This is a genomic window from Nostoc sp., assembly GCF_036916985.1.
Lineage (GTDB): Bacteria > Cyanobacteriota > Cyanobacteriia > Cyanobacteriales > Nostocaceae > Nostoc.
In genome coordinates this window covers 96,854-120,892 of sequence record NZ_JBALFD010000014.1, presented here as the reverse complement: position 1 = coordinate 120,892, position 24,039 = coordinate 96,854, and the positions used below count along the sequence as shown (strand labels likewise).

The following is a 24,039-nucleotide window of genomic DNA, read 5'->3' as shown; positions in this document are numbered from 1 at the left end:
AGCAGTATGAGTAGTTCATGCTCCGGGTTTGAAATAATCGAAGAGGCGATCGCCTGAATCTGCGCGAATCAATGCCACAACTACATCCGGTAAGGCGGTTAAACTGGGGTAAACCAAATAACGCGGTTCCCAACGGGGGCGGAACTTCTCTTTGTAAGCGTGCAATCCCTTGAAGTTGTAGAAGCGATTCAAGTGCCCATAAAGATAGTGCAATACTTTTTCTAAGCGGCGTGATTCTGGGTTGTCTCCAACTCCCGCAAGGGCAGAAAGACCAAAATTAAAGCTGTCGTAGCCACCCTCTTTAAAATGTTGGAGTAGGGAAATAAATAAAAAGTCCATTGTGCCATTTTCAAGAGATGAGCGATGTCGCATCATGTCAATAGTGGCTTCGTTGAGTTGGTACTCCCGGAGAATGTTCGCAAAGGCGCTGATCTGACCTTCAGGATTATGCACTACAGCAATCTCGCACTCTCGCAGGTAGGCTTCATCAAACCAACCCAAAGAAAATTGTTTTTCCGAACCTTGTACCATCTTTAGCCATTCATCACTGACAGGTTTGAGGAGGTGCAATAAATCATTGGCGATAGGTGGTTGGTAAAAGTCGATTCTGTATCCTAGTTTAGTTAAACGACTGATTGATGGTCTAAAGTTTTTGCCGGCTTTACCTTGTAACGTAAAACTTTTCAGATCAACGATCGCTTCTTCTCCAATCTTGAGTACTCTAAACCCCAATGACTGGTAAAGCTCAATATCATCGGGCAAAGTTTGATAAAAGCCAGGATACCAGTCATTACGCTGGCAAAACTCTCGGAAAGCAACAATTGTCTCTTTGCGGTCTTCAACAGGGCCAATGGGATCTCCTAAAGCGATCGCACCCCGTCCCTTGGGAACATAAGCAATTACACTGTTACCAGAAGGACTGAAATAATAACTCTTATCATTTAAGAGTGCGATCGCTGCTAAAGAAGAACATCCATATTGCTCAACAATTTCTTTAGCTCTTTTTCGCTCATTTGTAGTTGCTAGATTCCCCCAAAACACAGGTTGCAATAACATTAGCATTGCATAAGCAATAGTAACTCCTGCAATAATATAAATGGAGTTAGCAAAAAATTCTCCAAATCGACTCTTTGGTTGCAGTCCCCAATTATCCGCAGTGAAGAACATCGCCAAAGTCTGAATTATCGCTTCACGCCAATTAAAATTCTCGGAAAATTTGCCGTCTAACAAATAAAATCCAATAGTTCCATATGCCAGAGTAAATAATAAAGCGCCTATAAGTACTCTGACTCCCCGTGCGATAGAAGGACGGTCTGACTGCGCCGTGAAATAATGACGCATCAAGATTAATTGTCCCAGTAAAACTCCAGAGAGTAGACTTTCTTCATAGTCCAATCCCTTCAGCAAATGGCTGAAAATGGAAATTACTAGTAAACCAATGGTAAGCAACCAGGCTATTTTTTTTCGGCGTAATAAGTTAGTAGCAAGTGTTAGTAAAATAAACCCAGTTAGGGCTGTAAATACATGACCACTGGCCCGGATATCAAATGGCAAAAATTCCTTCAACCAGTGATTTCTACCATACAGATTAGGTGTCACTGCTGATAACAAATTTACTACTCCGACTAAACCTGTAAGGAATGCCGCACTCCAAAGTCCAATCTGAGTTTTTAAATTATTGGTCATTAGTCATTAGTCATTGGTCATTGGTCATTGGTCATTGGTCATTGGTCATTGGTCATTTGTTTTGGCGTTAAAACTCTTAACTCCTAACTCCTAACTCCTAACTTTTTTTAAACTGTTCACCTACATACGATAGCGAATCTTTAAGATGTTTGTGAAAGTAGTTCCAGCCGATATCTGCACCAGACAAACCATGACCTCCAGGAAACGCATAAAATACGTGAGCAATGCCTAACTGATTCAAGGTTTCGTTAAAAGCTTTGGTAGAAGCTAGTAAATTACTATCGTTCATACCCGCATCCAGGTAAACACGCAATTGCTTCCGATCTTGGGGTGATAGCTGCTGCACAATTTGTTGGGGACTATTTTGTGAACCACTGTTATCGGTAAAATAACCGCTATGGCTAAACAATATCTGGAAGTTGTTAAGATGCCGTAACCCAATATTAAAAGCCCCCCATCCTCCAGAAGACAAACCTCCCAGCGCCCAAGACTGGGGTTTTTCTAAAGTGCGGTAGCGCGACTTGACAACTTGCACTAATTCTGACCCAATTAAAGTTCCCACTTTACCATTTGCCCCATCAAAGTAATCGGGGTCATATAAAGGACTGGAACCGCGATTATCATTACCATCGGGTGTAATCACAATCGATGGTGGTAATTTTTGACTTTGATAAAGTTCATGCAGTACGTCTAAGAGTGCATATTTATCAACATAAGCACGGGCATCATCATGACCACCGTGTAGCAAGAAGATTACAGGGTATCGCTTTTGCGGATTTTTGCTATAACCAGGGGGCAAAATCACGCCGTAATTACGGATTGCACCCATCGCTTGGGAGTTGAAGCTAGTTAATTGAAACTTTAGCCCAGTATTGGCCTCTTCTTGGGGTGGGTCTAGTTGGGGCGCGCCTAAGATGAATACATAATAATAACCAGCGCTGGTAAGGAGTGCGATCGCTCCTACCAAGATAATTAAAAGTTTATAAATCTTCATATTTTTTTAGCATTTAAAAAAATTACCTATATTAGAACTTACTATAACGATTTTTGTTTTACACGGAGATGTATATACACCATAGTCTGTTAAACCTCGTCTACCTTGAGAACCGTAGTTTTGGAGGTTGGGTGCAGCAATAGCGTAACCCAACATAAAATTTGGTGGTAATGTTGGGTTGCGTTTCACTCCACCCAACCTACATAAATATATCTTTTAAAAAACTCTAAGTTTTAACATAAATAAGGTTTAGGAGATAAGTCATAGTGTATTTTAGGGGTTGTTATTACCAAGAAATTTAGCTTTTAATTCTTCTAATTCTTGATCTATTTTATTTGTACTAGGAGGCTGAGATGTGGGCTTTGGTGGCTGTACTTTATTTGCTTGAGGTTTACTGCTACCCATAAATTGGGTTTTCATTTCTTCTAATTCCTTCTCAAGTTGACTAGGAGATTTCGATAAAAAAGCGGGTGGAGAATTGGGTGGCGGTTGAGGGATAGGCTTTGCCGCAATCGCTGGTATGGCTGCAACTTGTGAGTATTGATTTAAGTTTTTGAGAACTTCATCGACTGTTTGATAACGCCGAACTGGAATACTTTCTAGCATCTTGTTCAGAATACGACTCAACGGATTACTAATCGGAGTTTGCAAGTATTGCTGCCAAACCCATGTATCGTTTTGAGTATCATAAGAATCGAAAGGCGATCGCTGGGTTAATAAATTCACACAAGTAGCACCCAAACTGTAAATATCGCTAGCGAAAACAGCCCTACCTCTCATCTGTTCAGGTGCAACATATTCTGGACTACCAATACTAGTACCCGTTCTATTTAAAGCAGTACCAGTGGCAGATTTAGCCGCACCAAAATCTACCAATACTAGTTTGCTATCACTGCTACGTAAAATAATATTTTCTGGCTTAATATCACGGTGAATTACGTGTCTGGCGTGACAAAATTGCAAAACTGACAATAAATCATTTAATAGTTGCCAGATTTGCGTTTCACTAAAAGCCCCTTTATGTGCTAATTCCTGGGCTAAGTTTTGCCCATCAATAAATTCTTGTACAAGATACTGTCGGGCTTCTTGGGTAAAATATGCCAGTAGTTCAGGAATTTGGGGATGTTTGCCCAATTCATCTAACTGCACCGCTTCTTGATTAAATAACTCTACAGCTTTTGCAAGAGTGTTCGTGCCTTGGGATTGGGGATAAAATTGCTTAATTACGCAGCGTGGTTTGGAGGGTTTATCTTCATCCACAGCTAAGAAAGTTTTGCCAAAACCACCTTGTCCGATTGGTTTGATAGCACGGTAACGTTCTTTGAGGAGTAACTTAGAACCGCAAGTCACACAAAAATTGACATGATCGGGATTTTCAGGCTTGGGACAATGGGGATTAAGGCAGTAGCTCATACAGGCGATCGCTCTTATATCTCTTTATTTTCCACTGTCCCAGGCAAAAGGGGGTAATTAACAGATTTTAAATTTTGGATTTTGGATTTTGGATTTGTGTCACCCAGAAGGGTTGAAAAAGAGGCTTAGAACCAAAAGAATCTAAAATCTAAAATTGACTCGCGATGTCTACGACAGGCTACGCCTACGCACTGTTAACTACCCTATACTTTCTATAACTGGATGGAAGTAGAAAGCAAACCCCAATACTGTATAGGCAGCTAATAACAAAGTGCCTTCTAGCCAATTGGACTTACCATCAGAACTAATACTGTTGGCAATCAACACTGACACAACCACAGCTACTAATTCAAAGGGTTTGAAATCCAAATCCATTGGTTGACCTAATATCCGCCCTGCTATAACTAACACGGGTGCGACAAATAGGGCAATCTGCATACTTGATCCCACAGCTACCGAAAGGGAAAGATCCATCTTATCTTTCATCGCCACGGTGACTGCTGTGGCGTGTTCAGCCGCGTTACCGACGATGGGAACCAATATCACCCCTGTAAACAGCGCCGTCAAACCTAGCTGAGATGTAGCCACTTCCAGAGAATCTACTAGCATTTCTGACTCAATTGCCACTAGCAAGGTACATACTAGCAACACGCCAATCCACAACATCATATTTGGTTTCGCGTGTGGTGTTTCCTCTTCTTCTGTCTCCGCTACACCCACATCATATAAATAAGAGTGGGTTTTCATCGAAAATAGCAGCGTTAGGGCGTAAACCAGGATTAATACTACAGCAACAGCAATAGAAAGATTTTGCAGTGTTTCTTCGTTAATTCCTTGAGAAGTGTAATTCATCGCCGTTGGCATCAAAATGGCAATCACCGCCAAATTCATCGAAGCAGCATTTACCCGCGCCACAATTGGCTGAAACGTCTGTTCTTTATAGCGCAGTCCTCCCAAAAGCATGGAAAAACCCATCACCAGTAGTAAGTTGCTAATAATCGATCCCGTGATACTGGCTTTGACTACATCGATTAACCCAGCGTTCAATGCCACTAGGGCGATGATTAGTTCTGTAGCATTCCCAAAAGTGGCATTTAACAAGCCCCCCAATGATGGCCCGACTACGACAGCAATTTCTTCTGTGGCTGTACCCATCCAAGCTGCTAAGGGCAAAATTGCTAATCCAGCTGTAATGAAAACTATCAATTCTCCCCACTCCAGAAAGTGGGCTGCGACAGAAACCGGGATGAACAGTAGTAAAGCGAAAAGAATAATGTTTTTGGTTGACATTTCTTGTTTTGGGTTGAGGGTATCTTATCGGAGTGCTGAGTTATGAGTACTGAGTGCTGAGTGCTGAGTTAGGAGTTAGGAGTTAAAAGTTATTATTCTTGTCCATCGGGAGCATCTCTTTGCTTTCCTACTCCCTACTCAGCACTCACTACTCAGCACTCAGCACTTACTACTCCCATAGGATACTCTCAACCGCCTCTAGACCAATTCAGAGATTGTACTGTTTTCCGTTCGCCACTGCGGATATTGTGTAAAATAAGATTGCGATTTAAGGAGTTTTTGTCATCTTTTGTTGCAAAAGTATGAATTTAAGCCAAGATATTACACCAGCAATAAGGTTTAATATATTAAAAGACAATTAAAATTTTGATTAGCACCCAAGAAAAGAAAACCCCTAACTGAGGCTTTATTCAATGGCTAATGATTTTGAGCCTTCAGGGAAAGGGCTGTGCGATAACGCAGATTTCCCACTACAATGAAACCGCTTTGTCAAAAATTTAGTTAGATTCCATAGTTGTTGTTTATACCGGATTTTGTGTTCAAACTATTGGAGAAAGGTTTACGCACAATATTTTCGGTGCAACTGCAAATTTTTTGTTTTGGATGAATATACATGACTTCTGCTGCCCAAATGCCAGCTAGCTCTGGCTCAACGTTAACATTACATTCAGATCCCAATAACACCAAAGAAACTGATCCCCTGAGAAAGGCTAATGGTGTTTACGTGACGGTGCATGGTCATTTTTACCAGCCACCAAGGGAAAACCCTTATCTGGACGCAATTGAACGCCAACCGAGCGCTGCACCTTTCCATGATTGGAATGAGCGGATTCATTGGGAATGCTATCGTCCGAATGCCTTTGCCAGAGTCTTAAATGATCAAGGCGAAGTGGTGGGGATCGTCAACAATTACGAATATTTCAGTTTTAATATTGGACCAACGCTGATGTCGTGGCTAGAACGCTACGATGTGGAGGTTTATCAGCGGATTTTAGAGGCAGATGCCAAGAGTAGCGATCGCCTGGATGGTCATGGCAATGCGATCGCGCAAGTATACAATCACATCATCATGCCTCTGGCCAATGAGCGCGACAAATATACCCAAATTCGCTGGGGTAAAGAAGACTTCCGCTCCCGCTTTGGCCGCGATCCCGAAGGGATGTGGTTAGCAGAAACGGCTGTAGACTACGCAACCCTAGAAGCTCTTGTTGCTGAGGGTATTCGCTTCATTATCCTTGCACCATCTCAAGCATTGCGTTGCCGTCCCCTCCCTACTCCAGAGCATCCTCATCCTGAATGGATTGAAGTCGGCGGTAGTCAGATTGATTCTACTCGTCCCTATCGTTGTTATTTGCAGCCCACATTAGACACTTCATCTTCACCTCTGAGTGCGATCAAGGAAGGGAATGGAGATAGTAACCACTCCCCACTCCCCACTCCCCACTCCCCCCCTTACATTGATATTTTCTTCTACGATGGCCCGATATCGCGGGATATGGGTTTTAGTGATGTCGTTTATAATTCGAGTCGCTTTACCGGACGTATCGGTTCAGCAGTACGTGGGGATCATCGCCCAGCACAGTTAATTTCAGTAGCGACAGATGGGGAAACCTTCGGACACCACAAAAAGGGAACTGAGAAAACTTTAGCCTACGCCTTTACCAAAGAGTTTGCTCAACATGGTTGGACGGTGACGAACTTTGCCCACTACCTCAGCTTAAATTCTCCTGGTTGGGAAGTGGAATTGAAGTCAGTCACAGCCTGGAGTTGCGCCCACGGTGTCGGCAGATGGGAAGATGATTGTGGTTGTGGTGGAGAGGGAGGTGTTTGGCATCAGAAATGGCGTCGTCCTTTGCGGGATGCTCTAAATTGGCTGCGGGATCAGCTAACTGAAGTGTATACAGAACATGGTAGACAGTTATTTCGCGATCCCTGGTTAGCACGAGATGAATATATCCAAGTAATGCGCGATCGCTCTGCTAGTAATGTCAACCGTTTCTTAGCCCGTCATCAAACCCACAAACTAACAGCAGCCGAACAAGTAGACGCTCTGCGCCTATTAGAAATGCAGCGTCACGCTTTGTTAATGTTCACGAGTTGCGGTTGGTTTTTTGAAGAAATTTCTCGTCCAGAGGGGACGCAAATTCTCCGCTATGCTGCCCGTGCTTTAGAATTGGCAGGGGATGTGGCAGGTGTGCAGTTAGAAAAAGGTTTCGTCAAACGCCTTGGTTTAGCTCCTAGTAATGTGGATCAGTTCAAACACGGTGCAGAAATTTATCGGCAACTTGTGTTAACTGCCCAACTTGGATTTAAGCAAGTCGCAGCCCATTACGCCATTACTTCCCTATTTACCAGTCAGAAACCAGCAGAGACACACAATTCCCTACCGAGAAAAGATGCTGCTGACAAACAGTCTCAGCGTTACCACAAAAAGGTTTATTGCTACGCTGCCAATGAGTTGGATTACCAACTGCAACGCATGGGATCGCTAACTCTGGCTGTGGGAAATTTAAAGCTAGTATCAGAGATTACTTGGGAAAGTGAGCATTTGGTATTTGCGGTGCTGCATTTGGGAGGCTGGGATTTCCACTGCGGTATTCAACAATTTACCGGGCGGCGTGACTATAGCCAATTAAAAGAAAAGCTGTTTGGGGCACTAAAACAAGCTAGTGCGGCTCATACGATCTTGGCGATGACGCAGCTATTTGGGGAAGAAGCTTTCAGCTTGCAAAATCTATTTGCTGAAGAACGCCACCGGATTATGCGGCTGCTGAGTCAGGAAACACTGACACGTTTAGGACAGTTATATACTCAAGCCTACCGTGATAATTACGGTGTGCTGATGGCGTTTCACCGAGATGAAATCGCAGTACCCCAAGAATTGCAGGTAGCAGCCGATATTGCTTTGGGGCATCGCTGTCTGATGACATTGCGATCGCTTGAGCAAGATATCGCTGATCCCCAAAAGAGTTGGAGTCACATTTTAGAATTAGAAGCGATCGCAACTGAAGCAAAACATCTGCGTTGTCGGCTAAATATTCCCGACGGTAAGCAGATGTTAGAACAATTAATCGCGCGATCGCTCTGGCAATTGTTACACGATGCCAATGGTAGTTTTAATGCAGATATCCAACTGTTAGAGCGATTGATTGATGTCGGGGATCAACTAAATATTGATGTTTCCCTACAGCGATCGCAAGAACTATACTTTAGTTGTTTGCACAGTCAGATAGCGCCAGTCTGTATTACTAACCTTGATAATGAAGGAAATAATCAGTGTCTTCAGTTGCTTAAGTTGGGCAAAAAGTTAGCTGTTGATGTCAGTATGATCTCAAATCAATTGGGATAAGTGCGTAATAGACATCTCCGGAAAAGATTTAGAGACCACAAATTTGCACGCAGACCTAACCCCCCTTCCCTACAAGGGAAGTGGGGTTTTAAAGCCTCTCTCCGTTTCGCGGAGAGGTTTGGAGAGGGGTCTTTTTTCTTTTCTGGAGATGTCTAATGTATCCAAAACCCTAAGAGACCTCCACAAAAAGAAATGCCCAATTGTCATTGCGAATGGAGCGTTCGCGGTAGCGTCTCGTAGAGAAGCGAAATGAAGCAACCGCAAAATCTTGGGATTGCTTTGCTACACTCCGTTTCGTACCCTGCGGGAACGCCAAGGGCGAACGCAATGACAGCTTTTGGATCAATCATTCTGTGGAGTTCTCTAATTGTAGAGAGGCGATAAATCGCGTCTTGATTGAGAACCGTCATAAATCAAAATGCCGCCGGAAACGGGGATCAATATTGTCTGTTTTCTGCTGATTGCAGTTCAAGCAAAGAGTTTGCAGATTGCTGATATCATTTTGACCGCCACGGGCAAGAGGAATGATATGGTCAATGCTGAGGTTAGTTTCTACAGTAGTTTTACCACAACTTCGGCATTGGTATTGGTCACGTTGAAAAACATATTTCTTTACTTCCGGCGGAATACGAATGCGGGGAGTTTTGCTCATTTGATTTCTAATTACTAATAAATCCTTCCAAGCTGGGAACATCTACCCAGCTTGCTTTTTGATGAGATTCATGGGATAAATCCATCAACAACTGAGAATAAATTCCTTCTCGTAGTGACGGTGTAATTTCCTGATTGCGTTCAATTCCCTGTAGCCATTGGTCTACGACGCGGATAAATGCCGAAATGCGCCCATCAGCATGATTTTTGGGAAAAATTAACCGATTCGGTATTTCTATTTCCGTTAGAGGTTTACCTACCTGGGAACCCCAAACTCGAAAACCGTGTATATAATCTTTTTGATTTTCACTGCCCATTATTAATGTACCGCGATCGCCATATACTTCTACCCAATGGGTTCTTGGTGCATGAACAACCGCGCTGATAGAAAGTTGACAAGGTGTGCCATCTGCCAATTCCAGGGTTAATATACAGTTGTCATCTGTATCCACTGACTTAGATTCCCCACTCACAGGGTCAACTCGTGTGGGAATCGCAGTAGTTAAATGGGCGTTTAATCTACGGACTGGCCCAAATAACCAGTGAATATAATCAAAGGCGTGAGAACCCAAAGATCCTAATGCACCGCCTCCTTTATCTTTGTCAGAGTACCAATTCCAAGGGCGTGAAGTATCAGCACGAGAAGAACCTAACCAATCAATTTTAATTAGACGTAACTTACCCACATAGTTTTCTGACAATAATTCTGCAAACAGCTGCCATGCTGGTACAAAGCGAAATTCAAAATCTACAGTCGCAATCACGCCTTTTGCTTTAGCTAACTGATAAAGTTCTTTAGCTTCACCTACATTTAAAGTTGTCGGTTTTTCTAGTAATAAATGTTTCCCAGCTTGCAATACAGTTTTTGCCATTTCATAGTGCAAAAAAGGCGGTGTAGAGATGCTGACTGCTTGCACTTCTGGTAATGCCACAATATCTGTAAGTGAGTCGGAAGCGTGGGGGATATTATGGGATTCTGCTATAGCTTTGGCTTTATTTATATCTCGGTGATAAACAGCAACTACCTCAGTGCCAGGATGCGCTTGGAATCCAGGGATGTGGACTTTTTGACCAAAGCCGGTGCCTGCGATCGCAATCCCAATCATATCATTTTTGCTCCCATTAATTACTTATAGCGGTTCTCAGTTGCATAGAATACAGACCTAACCCCCAGCCCCTTCCCTTCTAGCGTTGGGGAGTAAAATTCAAAGCCTCTCTCCTTTTAGGAGAGAGGAATGGAAGTGAGGTCAAAGTATATTGCATCCGAACAAGAAACGCTATAGTTAAACCTTAATAATTCCACCTCAAAAAAGCATAGCCTTTTATGTGCAAGTGGATTTACCAGATAATTCTCTATTGTAATCATCTTAAGACTTACGCAAACAATAGCCGAAAATAATGATTTTATGGTAAAAGAATGTTTGAAAAGTCCTTTTGTTGGTAGCAAAACGTTTTAGATTCCCCTAAATCCACGCCACGTGCTTCAAGTCGGGGAACCCGCCCAACGCAGTGCCTCCCCTTAAAAAGACGTGAGGTCGATGAACCTCTCCCTCCCAACTTCCCTCTCCGAAACGGAAAGGGAGGAGCAACGAAAAATTCAGCCTTTTGCTCCCTCTCCGACACGGAGAGAGGCTGGGGGAGAGGTCAAATAAGACTTGTCGAACTCACGTTAAAAAGGGGGACTTTAATTCCGATTCCCCCATTTTTAAGGGGAGCCAGCGCGGTCTTCTCCCTTTGCGTAGCGTCTCGTAGAGAAGGGGAGACGCCAAGGGCGATAGCACAGCGTTAGCGACGCGAGCATCTGGGGTCTCCCCAAGTGGAGCGACTGGCGTGGGTTAGGGGGGATCAACAAGTGCCTAAAATCACAGGTAACTACTTTTCAAACAACCTCTAAGAGCAATTTTGGTAAATTTGGAAGATATAATCTCAATGGCATCGATAACGGAAATCTGATGTTTGAGAGCATAATTTTTTAGTTGTATGATTTATTCTTCCAATAATAGTTTTTGATCTAATTCAAATTTATTTGCTTGGGCTAATCCCTTAGATACTTCTTCGATTACTAGCAGAATGTCAGCGAAAACTAGATTATTACTTGTCAAGTAATATCTTGATTCGATCAATCTTTTTAATTCCGGTGAATCTTGTACAGAGTCCAGAATATAAGAAACACCGTTTAAAAATGTCACAAGTTCTGAAATACTCATAATCAATCACTCTCCAGTAGTGTATATTTATGATTCAAAATCTCAGTTACTCGCAAAGGCAAATAATCTAACTTTAGATATTGAATTTCTTCTAAATATTTGATATAGGACTCCAAAATTCGTTTACCGTTCAAAGGGCGGTCATCCAATACATAAGCTTTCAAGGCAGGAATATAATCAGTACCAAATGCTAAATAACGAACAAGAGTTTTTGCTGAAATCTTTAATTTCCCAGCAACAATCGTTCGGGTATATTCAGGCTCATCAAGTGAATCGTTAGTGGTCGTGTCTTGGTCAGTGGCTAACATTGTCTCTATTAGTAGCAGGTCAAAGTGTGGACAAGACAAAGAACGGACAAGAAACCGACAGTCTTAGACATGTCCAAGTAGCTACAAGACAAGTTACTATCCTCTGTCTAATCTTGTAGCGTATACCTGTCTGGTCAGATGTTATATATTTATCCACCTTTTTAATATACCAATGTTATATAGATTTAACATCGTATTAAAAAATATTAAAAAGTTCGTGTAAGTAACTTATATCACTAGTATACTACATGGTGTACCAGTATCAAATAAGTGTAATATAGGAAAAATAAAGAAGTAAAAAATGGCTAAATTAAATGTCGGATCAATAGATTTATCAGATTTTGATAAAGATTGGTTTTTGGTAGCCTCAAAGCTAATGGAGCGATCTCTAAGAGCTAACTTAGCCTCAATAACTTCATTCTATATAAGAAGAAATATCGGAGCCTTTAAAGAGCTACTAGCCTACAAAGCTAAAAAACACGGAATTTCAGAAGATGAATGCTTTGAAATACTACTCAATAGCGGTGAATTCCCTCTCCCAATTGCTGGCTTTTTAGAAGAACCTCCAGAAATAAATGAAGAATAAGTGGGGATGTGTTGGGAGAGGTCTTTATACTTAGACAGGACTTACGCAACTAGCACACTGAGATCGCCCTATGATAGTACCTAAGTATTACTTTGTCTTCGTTCTGAAAGCTTTGTATTGGGAATATAAATGGCATGAGTGAAGCAGTAAGTAGTCAGACAGAATTAATTACACAATGTTATTGCGAAGGTCGCGTTCGCGGTAGCATCTCCAAGAGTTGCAGAATAAAGCAATCGCAATAACTGTAAATATTTTTGTCTGACCACTTATTGAAATATTGATGAGAAAATATAGCATTTCCCGACCCAGTAAGGTACACCCGTAAGGGCACGGCACTGCCCATTGGTGTCAACTTAACGTGAAACCGCTCGTCCGCCGGGAATTGAAATTCCCGTATAATAGCTAAAGTCATCTGAAGATGACTAAATATCGCTAAAAATCTCCAGTCTACTTCAGTAGACTTAAGCTATTAGCCCGGAAATAAATTTCCGGGCGGGCATGGAAGCCAACAGATAAGCTATTTCCAGCTTAAGTTGACACCAATGGGCAGTGCCCTACCCCTACACCTTGCGGTATAATGTTGTACCTCATCTGAATGGGAACCGCTATAAGTATCTTAGTGTAATGAACTACCCCAATTTGGCTTCGCTTGAGATTGGGGTTTCTACATCCCCCAAGTCATTAGCAAAAAAATTTTAGGTTGGGTGGAGGCTTTGCGTAACCCAACCTACGTCTACTACGCAAATAAGTTCAGAAATCAAATCGGATTGCTATATAGCGCTTCTCAGTTGAGTCCAATACAAACCGAACCCCAGCCACTTCCCTACTAGCGTTGGGGAGCAAAATTCAAAGCCTCTCTCCTTTTAGGAGAGAGGAATGGAAGTGAGGTCAGAGTATATTGAATACACTCTGACCTCCCGTTTGACTACGCTACTTTGACTACGCTCAGTACAAGTTACGGCAAGCCTACTCCACATTCTCCATCTAATTCATGGTCTAAACACCTAAAAACTGCTGTAACATTGCAACATTTCTCATCAACATTGTAATGTTCGTCATCAACCTTGTAATGTTCCGCATCAACATTGCAATATTTTTCATAAATATTGCAACATTCCTCACTAACATTGCAACATTCCTCATCAACATTGTAATGTTGCTCACCAACATTGCAATATTCCTCATCAACATTGCAATATTCCTCATCAACATTAAAGCAACTGTGAAGATAAATTGGTGCAAACCAAAAATTAAGAGAAATTACGCAGATTGGTTTGTATTTTTTGCAGAAATACAATTATTCATGAATTTTACTGAACCAGAAAACAACTGATGTAAGGCAAACTAGCCCTATAACCTTCACAAAGGAATAGATTTATGTCCCGCAGAAAACGTACATCTCGTGTTTTAGAAAAAGCTGAATTGAGATCCGCTGGACTGAAAGCAATTGATTCAAATTTGGATTTTGGTAATAATTGCGATTTGCAAAACCTAGCTCAATCAATTGAGCAATTACGAACTATGCTTGATGCTTATAACACTGCTTTGGTTTTAATTGACTCTTCCAAAACTAAAATTGATGCAATGGAAAAAAGTTTAAGTAATCTTACAGATAAGATGGTGATGGGGGTTGCTTTTAAATATGGCAAAGACAGTAGCGAATATGAGATGGCGGGTGGCGTTCGTGATAGCGAACGTATCCGTAAAAGCCGATTGAGCCGCTTGAAAGCTGTTACAGGAGAAGTATCAGATGAAAATGCTAAAACCGCTTAATCAAAGACGAAACAAAGCAAAAAACAGAGCAAAAGAAAGCTTCTCACCAGGAGTATACAGAATCAACAAAGGCTACATTATTCATTGAAACCATTGTTGTGACTGCTGCGATCGCCTACACTAGAGCGTAGCTCATGGGAATTTCTTTTATTCACTGATGTTCTTTAAGAAATCACAATTATATACAGCTACTATCAAGCATTTTCATGCATATCCTGTTATGCACTTGTAGTCTATTTTCGTTTTTTGTAATGTTGAAAATGCTGCAAAATGGGGGTTGAAACAATTTTACTTGTCTAAATACTAATTAGAGTTTATAGTGATACGGTGTTTCTCGTTTCACTTACTCGGCAGGTTCATACCATGAATTATTCTCGCAAATTACAAAAGTATTTTGCATGTTTGTCTTTGTCTGTAGTATTAGCATCTGATTTATTACTCACACAAAAAGCTCCTCCAGTTTTAGCCCAAATAGTAAATTCATCTATTGGTAATGCTGTGACATTCACTTGCGGTGATAGTGAAGCAACAATCAAAGCTAAAAATGGCCCCAGAGTAGTTAGTGGAACAACAAGCTTTTACATTGGTTATCGGCAAGTCTCATCTAATAACAAAAATCCTAGAACTATCCGCTTTAATAATGGGATAAAAGCCTGGTGTCGTGATGATTATGAAACAACTGGGGACGATGGTACAGGTTATGGATTGTATTGGAATGGGAGCAATGTTTTATATGGCGTTTACTCTTCCACCGGCACTCAACCAGGTAATGATTTTCGCCGCTTTGCTACTGGACGTTGGCTGTCTAACTATGGTAGCGGAGGCGGGCCAAAAGTCGCAGTTATAGCCCGGATTAATCCAGACAATGGCGATGTTAATTATGCCACATTCTTATCTGCTAAAAAGGCGGATGATGGCAAAACTAACTCTTTAGTTGTCAATGCTCTCTCATGGAACGGCGCAAATTTGACTGTGCAAGCAAAATCATGGTGGACTCCCCGTCGCGCTAATACAAATTCCATGAATTGTTCTGGTTCATCACCTTATCAATACACAGTTATTTTCACTGGCGATTTAACAACAGTGAATTCTGCTTCAGCAAATACTTGTAGTTAATAAGAAGAATTTAGCGGTCAAATTGCTCGATTTCTCTTATTGTAAATCCTCTAAATCTCCCAATTTATCAGGCGATTTAGAGGAATTTTTGTCTAGACTGCGAGTACTGAAAACACTAAATTTTCAGCTATTCAGCGACTTATTTAATGATTGTGCGATCGCGCTTTTGCTCAAATCGTATTAGGGTGTGTATACAGTAATATTAAAAAGCTTTTCAGTGCTTCAAGGAAAAATTCTGTAGATGTCTTTGCGGTGAGCAACTCGTTGGCAGATTAATGTTTTTGTTTCTTGATCAAGAGTAACACCAATCCGATAATCACCAACTCGAATTTTATATTTATCACTATAGCCTTTCAGTTTTTCAATATATCCTAATTCAAACGGATTCTCTGATTCAAGCTCTTGAAACACGATAGGTTCTATGCGGCTTTGAATCTCAACTGGTAAAGCAGCAAGTTCTTTCAAGAATCTTTTGGTATATTCAACTTGCCACATTTTCTTCTTTTAGTGATTGATAATATTGTAGTGCTTCATCTTTCGATAATGGTTTTTCTTCCTCTACTTCCTCCATGAGTTTTGCTAAACCGTAATCTTCAAGAATTTCTTCAATCTTTTCAAATTCAGCGATAGGAATTTGTACGGCAATAGGTTTTTGATTTTCGTCGAGAACATAGTTCTTGTGAACTTCAAGCATTTTTAATAACTCCTATGTGTAGAAATCCATTGGTGTTCACCTGTTAAAATTTTGGTGTCAGGTAATTAGATTTTAACAGTTTATCGCGATCGCATGGATTGACCTCTCCCCCAACCCCTCTCCGAGGCGGAGAGGGGAGCCGGATTTCTCTCCCTTCTCTGGTAGGGAAGGGACTTGGGGGGTTAGGTCTGTTGAGAACAAGCTAGGGAAATACGCATCAAAACTTTATCAAGTTTGTGTCTCACTTCTTCATTTTTAATTCGCAACAAACGCAGTCCCCTAGCTGACAAAACTTTGTCCCGTTCTGCATCATATTCAGCTTGTTGTTCATGAATTTTGCCATCTACTTCTATCACTAATGCAGTTGCGTGACAGTAGAAATCTGCAATAAAGCCATTGATAATCTGCTGACGGCGAAAGTGCAAACCATTCAGGCGATTAGCACGAAGATGTTGCCAAAGAATTTTTTCTTCTGGTGTCATTTGCTGACGTAGTTCTTTGGCACGCTGCACTTTAACTAAGTCTGCTTTGTATCCGATTACAATATTGCGAGTTCCCTCTTTTGTCAGTGGGTAGGGTTCTTCGGGTGTTGGATTATTCATTTATGAAGTATGAAATAGGTGTTTATTTTTAGATTATGATTGACCTCTCCCCCAGCCCCTCTCCGAAGCGGAGAGGGGAGCCGGATTTCTCCCCCTTCCCTTGCAGGGAAGGGAGTTGGGGGGTTAGGTCTGTGTGCGAAGTGAGAGGGTGCGATCGCAAGTCTATAAAGGACTCAACCAAGTATTGGTATTCTTTGAATGAAATACTTCTTTTATCTAGGCCAGACTTTAATAGCTATATCAGCTAAATATTCTGCACGTTTTTTGATTGCTTCTTCATTCCAAACATTTATTTGTCTAAAATAATGGTTTAAAGACAAATTGCTAGTATTGAAATATGTTAGCTTTTCTGAAAAAGGTTTATTACCCATCTCAGAGTTATATCCTGTTAATGTGAGGTTACCTAACGTATGTAGCCATTTTTTCTGAACAGAAGCATGATTTACCCCTAACATTGTTTTCCATTCTTTATTTAATGTCTGGGGCATGATATGTTCAACAGTTAAACTCTCTGACTTAACTTTTTCTTTAGTAAGAGATGACTCTAGACTCTCTAAAAGAAGCTTCGCTCTATCACTTAAACTTGTAGTGTATACACCCTTGTTAATAATCCCATCACGCAATGCATCATCATCAGGCCAAACTTTGCTCTTATCATAACCCTTCAAGACTTGTTGTAATCCATCAACCACATCACTAGGATTTACTTTCTGGACTTCAGAGTACAAAGCGTTGAAAACTGATCCTAAAGTTTTGGTGGAAATTCCAGCAAATAAACGACGTACAAAATAAGACTCTAGATAACGCAAAATTTCTTCAAACTTATCAAGCGATAAGCGTTCCTCTTCATACTCGTGATAAACATTGAGTAGGAATATATGACAAGTTGTAAAGTCAAGCCTTTTTAATCGCTGGAAGAAATATCTTAATTTAATCTCTGGTTCTTGCTCACAGAAATTCAGACGCTGGTAATACTTGGCAAACTGTATAAGGTTTTGTAGCTCAGACTTTACACCAATCTCTGACTTATCAAAGCGTTTTTTGATATTTTTGTAAATTTCTTTTTGGTTAACTGCTTCACCATCTTTACGTAGATAAAACCAAAATGCATTTGTTAATTCATCTGAATAGAATTTTTGGCTAAAACTAGATTTAAAAGTTTCTACAAAAGGTAACCATTCGTTCTCATATACCTCTTCTTGCTCTCCATGCGGTAACCTCATAAATATATAGTTACGAACCAAGTCTACCTGAGTTAGTTCTTCTCCCTTATTATTTAAACTTTCAAAGATAAGATATGGGTTATCGTTTGCATCAGAAGTGATATTTACTATAACTAATTGCTCTAATATAATTCTTTGCAATTTTGTTAAATCAAGAGGTATATCTTGCTTAGGGACAGATTCTTTCAGGCGTTTATCAAAAAAACTATAAGCTTCATTTATTTGCCCTGACTGCGATTCTGGATTTTTTGTTTTAGCTGTTTTAGCTGTTTTAGCTTCAACTATACTTTTATATGCCTCACGATCATTCTGGGTAGGTAGCACTTTAAAGTAATCGTCATTTTTATGATATTTGTTAATTAAATAACATTCATATATCTGTTCAGACATTTGTTTATCAGATTTTTTGACATGATTTCGTAATGCTGCTAGGAGAATACTAAGGGTGGTAAGACGTTGTTGCCCATCTATTACAATATATGGAGTGATGCCGTCAGCTGTTCCTAATTCTGCCTGTGTGACTATGGGGCCAAGAAAATAAGAACCCTGTATTTCATCATTGTAGAGACTCATCAAATCTTCCCAAAGAGTCTTCCAATTTTCCTGTTTCCAAGAGTAGGATCGTTGAAACAGAGGTATTTGAAACTGTTTACCACCTTCTAGCAAGTGACGGAGAATCGTTTCTGAGGCTTTCATTCTGAACTTAAGTATAATTTAAACTATATTAAAAATAATAATCGTAATTTTGCTTAAAAAATATTTATCTGTAATAATCAGCAAAAAAGCCCGTATGGACGGGCTTAATCAGTATAGCCTCAAGCTTGAACCTGCGACGACTTAAGAGAAATTATTAGTACCTCGCAGCAGTCGGCATACCCAAAATATCCTCAAGCCTCGGCATATCTTCCAACGGAATCACGCGCCCTTCATCCTCAAAACCAGCAATTTGATCGAAGTTCAAATACCGATATAAATCATCTGCAAAAGGCTCAATTTTACTCGCCACAATATCCAAATATTCCTGTACTGTGGGAAGTCGCCCCAGCAGCGCACAAACTGCGGCTAATTCTGCTGAACCAAGATACACTCGCGCATCTTTACCCATGCGATTATTGAAGTTGCGGGTAGAGGTAGAAAATACTGTTGTGCCATCAGCAACTCGCGCCTGATTACCCATGCACAAACTGCATCCTGGCATTTCTGTTCTAGCACCCGCAGCCCCAAAAATGCTATATACACCTTCTTCTTTTAATTGGTGTTCATCCATGCGGGTTGGTGGTGCTATCCACAGGCGGGTTTTCACTTCACCTGCACCTTCCAAAACTTTGGCTGTTGCGCGATAATGACCGATATTTGTCATACAAGAACCGAGGAATACTTCTTGTACTGGATCGTTAGCAACTTCCGATAATAACTTAACATTATCGGGGTCATTGGGAGCAGCAACAATTGGTTCTTTGATTTCGTTCAAATCAATTTCAATTATTTCGGCATACTCCGCATCGGCATCACCTTCTAATAAGACGGGATTTGCTAACCATTCTTCCATCTTGGCCACACGGCGCAGCATGGTACGGGCATCGTGATAACCCCGTGCGATCATATTTTTCAGCAGCGCTATGTTAGAACGCAGATATTCCGAAATTGTCTCTACACTCAGCTTAATTGTGCATCCGGCACAAGAACGTTCGGCACTTGCATCAGTGAGTTCAAAGGCTTGTTCAACTTTTAAATCTGGCAAACCTTCTATTTCTAGAATTCGCCCAGAGAAGACATTTTTCTTGTTCTGCTTCTCTGCTGTCAGCAAACCTTTTTGAATTGCTACGTAGGGAATGGCATTTACGACATCGCGCAGGGTAATACCTGGTTGCAATTCTCCTTTAAATCTTACCAAAACTGACTCTGGCATATCTAAAGGCATGACACCCAAGGCGGCTGCAAAAGCGACTAATCCAGAACCGGCGGGGAAGGAAATACCCAAGGGAAAGCGGGTGTGAGAGTCGCCGCCAGTTCCCACGGTGTCGGGTAGCAGCATCCGATTTAACCAAGAGTGGATGATACCATCACCGGGACGGAGGGCGACACCGCCACGAGAGGCAAAGAAATCGGGGAGTTCGTGATGGGTTTTGATGTCTACTGGTTTGGGATAAGCAACAGTATGGCAGAAACTTTGGATCACTAAGTCTGCACTGAAACCAAGACAGGCGAGTTCTGTCAATTCGTCGCGGGTCATGGGGCCTGTGGTATCCTGAGAACCAACGGTAGTAATGATTGGTTCGCAGGATGTACCGGGACGCACACCAGGTAATCCGCAAGCTTTTCCTACCATTTTCTGTGCTAAGGTGTAGCCTTTCCCTGTATCAAAGGCTTGCTGGGGACGGGTGAAAACGGTGCTAGGTTCTAAACCAAGTGCAAGACGAGTTTTGTCGGTGAGGGTACGTCCGATAAGTAGGGGGATGCGTCCACCTGCGCGGACTTCATCGAGGATAGTATCAGGTTTGAGGTCAAAGGTGGAAATAACTTCGCCTGCTTCGTTGGTGATTTCACCTTTGTAGGGATGGATGGTAATCACCATACCTGTTTCTAGTTTTGTGACATCGCACTGAATAGGCAAAGCACCGGCATCTTCTGCTGTGTTAAAGAAGATTGGCGCGATCGCACCACCTAAAATATAACCCCCAGCGCGTTTGTTTGGCACAAAAGGTATATCATTTCCTGTATGCCATAATACTGAGTTGATGGCAGATTTACGCGAGGAACCAGTACCAACTACATCTCCCACGTAAGCTACGGGATGCCCTTTTTTCTTCAATTCGGCTATGGTTGCCAAGCTTCCCGGTTGCCGTGACTCTAGCATCACTAGGGCGTGTAAGGGAATATCTGGGCGAGTTGTGGCACTTTGGGCGGGGGATAAATCGTCGGTATTGGTTTCACCAGGAACTTTAAAAACTGTGACAGTAATCGCTTCTGGAACTGTTGGGCGGAGGGTAAACCATTCAGCTTCCGCCCAAGAGTCAATCACCCGCTTGGCGTAAGGATTAGTTTTAGATAACTCTAGAACATCGTGGTAAGCGTCATACACCAAGAGGATTTTGCTTAAGGCGTTGGCGGCGTAGGCGGCGATGGGTTCCTTTCCTTGTCCGCCCATTACTAGAGGTGTTTCGGAAGAGTCTGAGAGGGATACAGTGGGCAATTGCAGCAAATCAATTAAAGATTGCACATTGTAACCACCAATCATTGTGCCCAGCAATTGCACCGCTTCGATGGGCGCAATCAACGGACTGGTAATTTCCTCCTTAGCAATGGCGGTAAGAAATCCAGCTTTGACATAAGCTGCTGGATCAACACCAGGAGAAACGCGATCGCTCAATAAATGCAATAATATCTCCTCTTGACCCTTGGGCGGATTTTTCAGTAATTCACATAATTCTGAGGTTTGCTTCGCATCCAATGGTAAGGGGGGAATATCGAGTGCTGCTCTTTCGGCAAGGTGTTTACGATATTGTTCTAGCATTTTTATCTTCTCCATTGGGATTTTCTCCCTTTAATTATGAAATATTTTTAGGCAATACTTGGCTATAAAACTTTAGCTTACTTTTATTACTAAAAGCCTTACTGGTAATCGATTATTAGCAGTTTTTTTTATACTGAAAGTTTGGAAGGTATTGGGCGAATGGAATTAGCTACTACACAAACAATGTTTTTATTTCGTTCCATAAATAAATTTAGTTGCTCTCCAACTAGGGTGTTGACTTTGATGAAATTTGGTGATTTTCGGTTCATGCTATTTTTGTGAGAGTCAAAAATATCCTCTAAGGCTGAAACCAAATGCTTGTTCAAAAAGGTATTAGTTAACAAATCTTAAAATTATCGACATTCAACGGCATTTCACCCTTGAGGTTGTAGCAGTTATGCTGATTGAAGTGGTGGAAAGAACTTCACTGCCATTGCTGCTAATTGCAACCATAGGTGGGGGCAAAGAGGCAAAGCTGCCCTAATATTTGCACTTCCGTAAAACTAGAGTGCAACATTAGGGAAAATCAATCAGCGCACAAAAGAGGTAAAAAGAAGGTGTTAAAGACACTTTTAGTGATTGCCGTTGGTTTTTTACCGTCCCTATTTTCCCTGTGGATAATCCGCAAAACCCAGCGATCGCGCTTACGGATGAGACAAGCCGCGACGAATTTTCCAGTGGTGCAGGAACGGCAAAATGTGAGATTGGTTGCAGGCGATCGCTATTATTTAGAAGGGGTGGGTTATCTAATTGGCGATATCAGCTGCAAGTTTAATGCTCGATCTGGCTACATTCGCTGTGCAATCAATCCCGATGGTCCATGTAACGGTTGCCGTCACTACGAACCAAAGGAATTAGCTGGTAGTGAAAAAAAGACTTAAAATTTCTGACTGAATACTCAACAAGCTAAAATTACCTGGTTAACGCAGACGCTCTAACCTGGAGATTTTGTCAGGGACTTCATAGCACTAGTACCGCAAGGCGGAATTCAAAATGACGCTCGTAACGCTCGTTCGCCCTTGGCGTCTCCCCTTCTCCCAAAGGGAGAGGCTAACGCCAAGGGAGAAGACTCGCTAACGCTGCGCTAACAAAATTCAAAATTCAAAATTAATACAGCGTAAGGTTTTCAGGGATTTAGACTGGTATATCTGTTTACGCCGTGCTGTACTACAACGGAGGAATGATAAAATCATCACTAATTATAATAATTTGTATTTACAAACACTTTGAATATTTCTCTTTGCATGGTGAAATAAGAATGATTTAATAGAATTCGTGCAAAAGTGTAAATCTGCGTTACTTTATTTGCAGATTATGAGTTTTTCACGAATATCTCATAACTACATGATTATTCAACGATGAACAACGCGATCGCTCGGACAACAGCATTATTATCAACTTGTGCTTTACTACTAACAGGCTGTGGTGGTGATGGTGGTGGCAATAGCCCTGTGACAAGTTCTCCAACTAATAGTTCAAGTACCCCAAATAACACTGCAACCGATACCACGGGAACAACAGGTACATTGTCAGGTGCTATTCCCATCGGTATTGCTGTTGCACAAACTAGCAATGTGGCATTACTAGGACAAGAGGAAGTTGCTGGAGCCAAACTTGCCGAGAAATATTTCAATAGTAAAGGTGGGGTTAATGGCACACCAATTAAATTAGTTTTTCAAGATACTAGTGGTGATGAAGCTGGGGCAATTAACGCTTTTCAAACTCTCATTAACAAAGATAAAGTTATCGGTATTGTAGGCCCAACTTTATCACAGCAAGCCTTTAGTGCTGACCCCATTGGCGAACGTGCAAAAGTACCAATTATTGGCCCATCAAATACTGCTAAAGGCATTCCCGAAATTGGTGATTACGTTGCTCGTGTTTCCGCACCAGTTTCCGTTGTCGCACCTAATTCAGTGAAAGCTGCACTTAAGCAAAACCCCCAACTGAAAAAAGTCGCAGTTTTCTATGCTCAAAATGATGCATTTAGCAAGTCAGAAACGGAAATTTTTCAACAAACAGTTAAGGATCAAGGGCTGGAATTAATAACAGTCCAAAAGTTCCAAACTAGTGATACAGATTTTCAAAGTCAAGCTACCAATGCCATTAATCTCAAACCAGATTTGGTCATTATTTCTGGGTTGGCTGCCGATGGTGGAAATTTAGTCAGACAATTACGAGAACTTGGTTATAAAGGCTTAATCGTTGGTGGAAATGGTTTAAATACATCCAATATATTACCAGTTTGTAAAGCCCTTTGTGATGGTGTGTTGATTGCTCAAGCTTATAGTCCAGAACATCCAGGTGAAATTAACGCAGCGTTTCGTAAAGCCTATACTGACGAATACAAAAAAGAACCACCCCAATTTAGCGCTCAAACTTTTACAGCAGTACAGGTTTATGTCGAAGCACTCCAAACTTTAGATAAAAAGAGCAAAGTCAACAAATTACAGCTAGCAGAATTGCGGACAGAATTAAACAAACAGATACTTGCTGGAACATACAATACACCTCTGGGTGAAATTGGTTTTACTCCCATAGGTGAAGTTGTGCAAAAAGATTTCTATGTTGCCCAAATCAAGATGGAAAAAGACGGGAGCAAAGGTAAATTTACGTTTTTAAAATAATTGCTA

The 24,039-nt window shown here is 41.3% G+C and carries 19 protein-coding genes; 6 read left to right on the top strand and 13 right to left on the bottom strand.

What is annotated here, in order from left to right; all coding sequences use genetic code 11:
• Positions 1-15 precede the first annotated feature (15 nt).
• The 4 genes from V7L07_RS04135 to cax all read right to left on the bottom strand — a co-directional run bounded on the left by V7L07_RS04135 (position 16) and on the right by cax (position 5,383).
• Positions 16-1,686, bottom strand: a complete 1,671-nt coding sequence (locus V7L07_RS04135; RefSeq protein ID WP_335055331.1) for a phosphatidylglycerol lysyltransferase domain-containing protein — start codon at positions 1,684-1,686, stop codon at positions 16-18.
• Positions 1,687-1,783: 97 nt separating this feature from the next.
• Entirely contained in the window at positions 1,784-2,680 is an 897-nt protein-coding gene (locus V7L07_RS04130; protein ID WP_335055329.1) for an alpha/beta hydrolase, read from the bottom strand.
• A 273-nt stretch (positions 2,681-2,953) separates the two neighbouring features.
• Positions 2,954-4,093, bottom strand: coding sequence for a serine/threonine-protein kinase (locus V7L07_RS04125; RefSeq protein WP_335055327.1), 1,140 nt, complete (start codon positions 4,091-4,093; stop codon positions 2,954-2,956).
• A gap of 198 nt (positions 4,094-4,291) precedes the next feature.
• Positions 4,292-5,383 (bottom strand): calcium/proton exchanger, encoded by a 1,092-nt coding sequence (cax, locus tag V7L07_RS04120; RefSeq protein ID WP_335055325.1) that lies wholly within the window; start codon positions 5,381-5,383, stop codon positions 4,292-4,294.
• A 613-nt stretch (positions 5,384-5,996) separates the two neighbouring features.
• Here cax and V7L07_RS04115 point away from each other — a divergent pair.
• Positions 5,997-8,732 carry a DUF3536 domain-containing protein gene (locus V7L07_RS04115; protein ID WP_335055323.1) on the top strand — a complete coding sequence of 912 codons (2,736 nt, stop codon included), beginning with the start codon at positions 5,997-5,999 and terminating at the stop codon, positions 8,730-8,732.
• Between the two features lie 406 nt (positions 8,733-9,138).
• Here V7L07_RS04115 and V7L07_RS04110 read toward each other — a convergent pair whose 3' ends face one another.
• The 4 genes from V7L07_RS04110 to V7L07_RS04095 all read right to left on the bottom strand — a co-directional run bounded on the left by V7L07_RS04110 (position 9,139) and on the right by V7L07_RS04095 (position 11,898).
• Positions 9,139-9,384, bottom strand: coding sequence for an HNH endonuclease (locus V7L07_RS04110; protein WP_334780151.1), 246 nt, complete (start codon positions 9,382-9,384; stop codon positions 9,139-9,141).
• 7 nt (positions 9,385-9,391) lie between these two features.
• Positions 9,392-10,489 (bottom strand): Gfo/Idh/MocA family protein, encoded by a 1,098-nt coding sequence (locus V7L07_RS04105; protein WP_335055321.1) that lies wholly within the window; start codon positions 10,487-10,489, stop codon positions 9,392-9,394.
• Positions 10,490-11,368: 879 nt separating this feature from the next.
• Positions 11,369-11,590 carry a hypothetical protein gene (locus tag V7L07_RS04100; protein WP_335055319.1) on the bottom strand — a complete coding sequence of 74 codons (222 nt, stop codon included), beginning with the start codon at positions 11,588-11,590 and terminating at the stop codon, positions 11,369-11,371.
• 2 nt (positions 11,591-11,592) lie between these two features.
• A complete protein-coding gene (locus V7L07_RS04095) occupies positions 11,593-11,898 on the bottom strand; it encodes a hypothetical protein (RefSeq protein WP_335055317.1) in 306 nt (101 codons plus the stop codon).
• Positions 11,899-12,199: 301 nt separating this feature from the next.
• Here V7L07_RS04095 and V7L07_RS04090 point away from each other — a divergent pair, with 301 nt between their 5' ends.
• The 3 genes from V7L07_RS04090 (at position 12,200) to V7L07_RS04080 (ending at position 15,373) form a co-directional block, all read left to right on the top strand.
• The gene (locus V7L07_RS04090) at positions 12,200-12,484 is read left to right on the top strand and encodes a hypothetical protein (protein ID WP_335055316.1); all 285 of its coding nucleotides are present in this window, start codon (positions 12,200-12,202) and stop codon (positions 12,482-12,484) included.
• A 1,377-nt stretch (positions 12,485-13,861) separates the two neighbouring features.
• On the top strand, positions 13,862-14,257 hold the full coding sequence (locus V7L07_RS04085; protein WP_335055315.1) for a hypothetical protein: 396 nt from the start codon (positions 13,862-13,864) through the stop codon (positions 14,255-14,257).
• Between the two features lie 363 nt (positions 14,258-14,620).
• Entirely contained in the window at positions 14,621-15,373 is a 753-nt protein-coding gene (locus tag V7L07_RS04080; RefSeq protein WP_335055313.1) for a hypothetical protein, read from the top strand.
• A 222-nt stretch (positions 15,374-15,595) separates the two neighbouring features.
• Here V7L07_RS04080 and V7L07_RS04075 read toward each other — a convergent pair whose 3' ends face one another.
• The 5 genes from V7L07_RS04075 to acnB form a co-directional block, all read right to left on the bottom strand.
• Positions 15,596-15,868: a type II toxin-antitoxin system RelE family toxin gene (locus V7L07_RS04075; RefSeq protein WP_335055311.1), complete on the bottom strand. Its 273-nt coding sequence runs from the start codon at positions 15,866-15,868 to the stop codon at positions 15,596-15,598.
• Positions 15,855-16,067, bottom strand: a complete 213-nt coding sequence (locus V7L07_RS04070) for a hypothetical protein (protein WP_335055309.1) — start codon at positions 16,065-16,067, stop codon at positions 15,855-15,857. Before V7L07_RS04070 ends, V7L07_RS04075 begins: the two co-directional genes overlap by 14 nt.
• 182 nt (positions 16,068-16,249) lie before the next feature.
• Positions 16,250-16,669, bottom strand: coding sequence for an endonuclease domain-containing protein (locus tag V7L07_RS04065; RefSeq protein WP_335055307.1), 420 nt, complete (start codon positions 16,667-16,669; stop codon positions 16,250-16,252).
• A 212-nt stretch (positions 16,670-16,881) separates the two neighbouring features.
• Positions 16,882-18,588, bottom strand: a complete 1,707-nt coding sequence (locus V7L07_RS04060) for a DUF262 domain-containing protein (RefSeq protein ID WP_335055304.1) — start codon at positions 18,586-18,588, stop codon at positions 16,882-16,884.
• Between the two features lie 154 nt (positions 18,589-18,742).
• On the bottom strand, positions 18,743-21,406 hold the full coding sequence (gene acnB / locus V7L07_RS04055) for a bifunctional aconitate hydratase 2/2-methylisocitrate dehydratase (protein WP_335055537.1): 2,664 nt from the start codon (positions 21,404-21,406) through the stop codon (positions 18,743-18,745).
• Positions 21,407-21,963: 557 nt separating this feature from the next.
• Here acnB and V7L07_RS04050 point away from each other — a divergent pair.
• Together V7L07_RS04050 and V7L07_RS04045 are read left to right on the top strand one after the other, a co-directional pair.
• Complete coding sequence (locus V7L07_RS04050; protein WP_335055302.1) at positions 21,964-22,287, top strand: DUF6464 family protein; 324 nt, start codon at positions 21,964-21,966, stop codon at positions 22,285-22,287.
• A 477-nt stretch (positions 22,288-22,764) separates the two neighbouring features.
• The gene (locus tag V7L07_RS04045) at positions 22,765-24,033 is read left to right on the top strand and encodes an ABC transporter substrate-binding protein (RefSeq protein WP_335055300.1); all 1,269 of its coding nucleotides are present in this window, start codon (positions 22,765-22,767) and stop codon (positions 24,031-24,033) included.
• Positions 24,034-24,039 lie beyond the last annotated feature (6 nt).

Bases quoted from the DNA above. Each gene is read 5' to 3' on its own strand.
- V7L07_RS04135 (WP_335055331.1), bottom strand. From the start codon at position 1,686: ATGACCAATAATTTAAAAACTCAGATTGGACTTTGGAGTGCGGCATTC.
- V7L07_RS04130 (WP_335055329.1), bottom strand. From the start codon at position 2,680: ATGAAGATTTATAAACTTTTAATTATCTTGGTAGGAGCGATCGCACTC.
- V7L07_RS04125 (WP_335055327.1), bottom strand. From the start codon at position 4,093: ATGAGCTACTGCCTTAATCCCCATTGTCCCAAGCCTGAAAATCCCGAT.
- cax (WP_335055325.1), bottom strand. From the start codon at position 5,383: ATGTCAACCAAAAACATTATTCTTTTCGCTTTACTACTGTTCATCCCG.
- V7L07_RS04115 (WP_335055323.1), top strand. From the start codon at position 5,997: ATGACTTCTGCTGCCCAAATGCCAGCTAGCTCTGGCTCAACGTTAACA.
- V7L07_RS04110 (WP_334780151.1), bottom strand. From the start codon at position 9,384: ATGAGCAAAACTCCCCGCATTCGTATTCCGCCGGAAGTAAAGAAATAT.
- V7L07_RS04105 (WP_335055321.1), bottom strand. From the start codon at position 10,489: ATGATTGGGATTGCGATCGCAGGCACCGGCTTTGGTCAAAAAGTCCAC.
- V7L07_RS04100 (WP_335055319.1), bottom strand. From the start codon at position 11,590: ATGAGTATTTCAGAACTTGTGACATTTTTAAACGGTGTTTCTTATATT.
- V7L07_RS04095 (WP_335055317.1), bottom strand. From the start codon at position 11,898: ATGTTAGCCACTGACCAAGACACGACCACTAACGATTCACTTGATGAG.
- V7L07_RS04090 (WP_335055316.1), top strand. From the start codon at position 12,200: ATGGCTAAATTAAATGTCGGATCAATAGATTTATCAGATTTTGATAAA.
- V7L07_RS04085 (WP_335055315.1), top strand. From the start codon at position 13,862: ATGTCCCGCAGAAAACGTACATCTCGTGTTTTAGAAAAAGCTGAATTG.
- V7L07_RS04080 (WP_335055313.1), top strand. From the start codon at position 14,621: ATGAATTATTCTCGCAAATTACAAAAGTATTTTGCATGTTTGTCTTTG.
- V7L07_RS04075 (WP_335055311.1), bottom strand. From the start codon at position 15,868: ATGTGGCAAGTTGAATATACCAAAAGATTCTTGAAAGAACTTGCTGCT.
- V7L07_RS04070 (WP_335055309.1), bottom strand. From the start codon at position 16,067: ATGCTTGAAGTTCACAAGAACTATGTTCTCGACGAAAATCAAAAACCT.
- V7L07_RS04065 (WP_335055307.1), bottom strand. From the start codon at position 16,669: ATGAATAATCCAACACCCGAAGAACCCTACCCACTGACAAAAGAGGGA.
- V7L07_RS04060 (WP_335055304.1), bottom strand. From the start codon at position 18,588: ATGAAAGCCTCAGAAACGATTCTCCGTCACTTGCTAGAAGGTGGTAAA.
- acnB (WP_335055537.1), bottom strand. From the start codon at position 21,406: ATGCTAGAACAATATCGTAAACACCTTGCCGAAAGAGCAGCACTCGAT.
- V7L07_RS04045 (WP_335055300.1), top strand. From the start codon at position 22,765: ATGAACAACGCGATCGCTCGGACAACAGCATTATTATCAACTTGTGCT.